The sequence below is a fragment of the Caballeronia sp. genome, assembly GCF_049581465.1.
GTDB lineage: Bacteria > Pseudomonadota > Gammaproteobacteria > Burkholderiales > Burkholderiaceae > Caballeronia.
The window spans coordinates 1-2,963 of the sequence record NZ_JBAUSA010000183.1 but is presented as its reverse complement, the minus strand read 5'-3'; the positions used below and the strand labels follow the sequence as shown (position 1 = coordinate 2,963).

Genomic DNA, 2,963 nt, shown 5'->3' with positions numbered 1-2,963 from the left:
TGGATCCGGCAGTCGGGCAGTCCGTTCGGCTGTCACGGCTACAACACGTAGCAAACATTGGTTGCGCTACCACGGTGGCTACCACGTCCGAAGGAGAGAGTGATGAACATTAAGGCCTCGTTGGCGATTGCACTCGCGCTGGGTGTTTCGAATGTGTGTCTGGCGGGTGGCGGGGGCGGCGGCAACGCACACGGCGCAGCGACTGCTGGACCTACATACGGGGGCGACAATACGTCCACACCGACAAGTACACATAAGGGCGGCTTTCATCTGAAGCACAAGAAAAAAGCGCCAAAGACCGCAGCCCCAGCTGCTGCGAGTCAATGACTATCCGCCATGCGCGATGCCGTCCACTGCGTCTGAATCGCCCAGGCGGCCGGACCCGACGCTGACTGGGCGACGCGCGGCTGCTCACATCGCTACGAGATTCTTGACCTTGACGGCGCAAGCGTGCCCTGAGCGGATGGTTACCCGTAGACGCGATCGGCGACTTCTTGGAATGCAAACCGGTCAGCGATGCTCTTTACGACACCGTGTTGCGCTTCCATGAAGCGACCCGGCACAAACGGGCCTTGCCCTATACGCCATTCGACTGGCCTGAATGAGCTTTGCGCCGGGACGCTACCAACACGCGGACCTTAATGTAGCGAGCGTAGTGACGCTGTTCGACAGGCACATACGGTGGAATTCGAGGCGACGCGCGTGCTGATCGCGCGACGCCCCGATGTTGCTCCACCCGTTAAGCCGGCATAGCCGGAACGTTCGCAAACAGCGCGCCGAGGCCTTCTGCGATTGTGAGGTGGGTGAGTACGGCTTCGCGCAGCGTGGTGTAGGGAAGTCCCGCCATCATCGCCGTCTGAACGATCGCCATGACCTCGCCGGCTTCCGAACCCACCATCGAAAATCCGAGGATGCGATCGTCAGTCATGCTCACCAGTGCTTTCAAAAAGCCTTGAATCTCTTCGGTCGCCGTGGTCCGCAGGATACTGCCCATTGGCAATCTGGCGATACGCACCGGAATTCCCTGGCGCTGGGCGTCTGCTTCGGACAGGCCTACGTGCGACATGGGTGGGTCGGTGAACATGACGTAAGGCACCAGACGTTCGTCGATACGACGATTTCCGCCCGCCATGTTGTCCCTCACAATCCGGTAGTCGTCCACCGAGATATGAGTGAATTGAGGGCTGCCGGCGCACTCGCCGATTGCCCAGACTCCGTCCGTGTTCGCTTGCAACCGTTCATTGACTCGAATGAAGCCGCGAGCGTCGAGCTCCACACCAGTTGTCTCGAGTCCGAGATCCGCCGTGTTTGCCACGCGGCCGATCGCCACCAGCAAATCGCTTCCTTCGAGCTTGTGCTCGCCCTCGGCGTTTCGGTACGTGAGCGTAACGGCGTCGCCCGACAGTCCGTGGACGTTGATCGTTTGCGCGTTGAGGATCACCTCGATGCCTTCGCCCGTCATAATGGCGTGCATCTCTTTCGAGACGTCCGGGTCCTCGCGACTCATCAACTGGCGGGTCGGCTCGATGATCGTGACGCGGCTGCCGAAACGCCGGTAAGCCTGCGCCATTTCGATGCCGATATAGCCGCCCCCAAGTACGATCAGGTGCGACGGCAGATAGTCGAGTTCGAGGGCTTCAATATGCGTCAATGCGCGGACGGCTTCGAGGCCGGGGATGTTCGGAATGGCGGCATGTGTGCCGACGTTGATGACAACTTAGTCGCCCGAAACCACGCGCGTGCCGCCGTCGTTCAAGTCCACTTCAATCGTCTTCGGGGCGATGAAGTGACCACTGCCCATGATCACTTGCGCACCGCTATCCTTGTAGGCTCCATGATGGAATGCGGTGTCGCGGTCGATCATGTCCTGTTTGCGGCTGCGAACCCGCCGCATGTCGGTCGTGGCGGGGCCGGTGATGGTGCCGAATTTGGCCGCGTTCCGCACGACATGCGCAACGTGGGCGCTCCACAATTCATTCTTCGACGGCAGGCAGGCGACCGTCGGGCACGACCCTCCGATCCACCGGCGCTCGACGACAGCCACCTTCTTTCCTGACCGGCCAAGATGCCATGCGAGCAGCTTTCCGCCTTGGCCGCTGCCAAGAATGACGACATCGAATTGTTCGGCTGTAGACATGCGTTCTCTCCGTTTTGAAAATTGCGTGCTTACGCGGCTATGCGACGATCAGACTCCCATGCGTTCAGGCCAGGCTTGGCCGGCTTGTCGTCGTCGTTTGCCACCAGCTCTGGGGAATCCTCGTGAACCCTTTCCACGCTGCGCCAGGCGAGCGAATGAACGGCCGCTTGTTTTTCGCCGCCCGGTTTTTCATCGCGCTCGTCGCAGCGGGAACCGCTCGAGGCGAAAATATCTCTGCAGCAGGCGGCGGTGCATCGATGCACGGCGCGTGGAAGTTTCTTTAGAGCTTTCCGTAACTATGCAGGCCCGAAAGGAACATATTGACGCCGAGGAACGCGAACGTGGTGACCAGCAATCCGGTCAGCGCCCACCAGGCAGCAACCGAGCCGCGCAGACCTTTCATCAGCCGCATGTGCAGCCACGCGGCGTAATTCAGCCAGACGATCAGCGCCCACGTCTCCTTCGGGTCCCAGCTCCAGTAACCGCCCCATGCTTCGGCCGCCCACAGCGCGCCGAGAATGGTCGCGATGGTGAAGAACGCGAAACCGACAGCGATCGATTTGTACATCACGTCGTCGAGCACTTCGAGCGACGGCAGGCGATCACCCAGAATGCCGCGCTCTTTCACGAGATACGCGACGCCCACCATGGCCGCCAGCGCAAAACTGCCATAGCCGATGAAGTTTGCCGGCACGTGGATCTTCATCCACCAGCTTTGCAGCGCGGGCACAAGCGGCTGAATCTGCTGCGCGTCGCGGGCGATGGAATACCACATCAGGAAGCCAACCGCGGCGCTGATCACGAGCAACACGAACGCGCCCATGGC

The 2,963-nt window shown here is 60.8% G+C and carries 4 protein-coding genes and 2 pseudogenes; 3 read left to right on the top strand and 3 right to left on the bottom strand.

Annotated elements, in window-relative coordinates; all coding sequences use genetic code 11:
• Positions 1–102 precede the first annotated feature (102 nt).
• On the top strand, positions 103–327 hold the full coding sequence (locus WCA53_RS04605) for a hypothetical protein (RefSeq protein WP_423906045.1): 225 nt from the start codon (positions 103–105) through the stop codon (positions 325–327).
• A 149-nt stretch (positions 328–476) separates the two neighbouring features.
• Positions 477–605: pseudogene (locus WCA53_RS04600) on the top strand (ammonia-dependent NAD(+) synthetase); the annotation flags it as partial.
• 134 nt (positions 606–739) lie between these two features.
• Here the strand turns inward: WCA53_RS04600 and WCA53_RS04595 are convergent.
• Together WCA53_RS04595 and WCA53_RS04590 are read right to left on the bottom strand one after the other, a co-directional pair.
• Entirely contained in the window at positions 740–1,084 is a 345-nt protein-coding gene (locus WCA53_RS04595) for a hypothetical protein (protein WP_423906049.1), read from the bottom strand.
• Between the two features lie 87 nt (positions 1,085–1,171).
• Positions 1,172–2,137: pseudogene (locus WCA53_RS04590) on the bottom strand (dihydrolipoyl dehydrogenase family protein); the annotation flags it as partial.
• 122 nt (positions 2,138–2,259) lie between these two features.
• On the opposite strand from WCA53_RS04590, the gene WCA53_RS04585 reads away from it, so the two are divergent.
• Positions 2,260–2,421, top strand: coding sequence for a hypothetical protein (locus tag WCA53_RS04585; protein WP_423906041.1), 162 nt, complete (start codon positions 2,260–2,262; stop codon positions 2,419–2,421).
• On the opposite strand, the gene ccsB is transcribed toward WCA53_RS04585, so the two are convergent.
• Positions 2,418–2,963, bottom strand: a 546-nt coding sequence (gene ccsB, locus WCA53_RS04580; protein WP_423906038.1) for a c-type cytochrome biogenesis protein CcsB, incomplete at its 5' end; no start/stop codon positions are given. The two genes, WCA53_RS04585 and ccsB, sit on opposite strands and share 4 nt — an antisense overlap.

Bases quoted from the DNA above. Each gene is read 5' to 3' on its own strand.
- WCA53_RS04595 (WP_423906049.1), bottom strand. From the start codon at position 1,084: ATGTTCACCGACCCACCCATGTCGCACGTAGGCCTGTCCGAAGCAGAC.
- WCA53_RS04605 (WP_423906045.1), top strand. From the start codon at position 103: ATGAACATTAAGGCCTCGTTGGCGATTGCACTCGCGCTGGGTGTTTCG.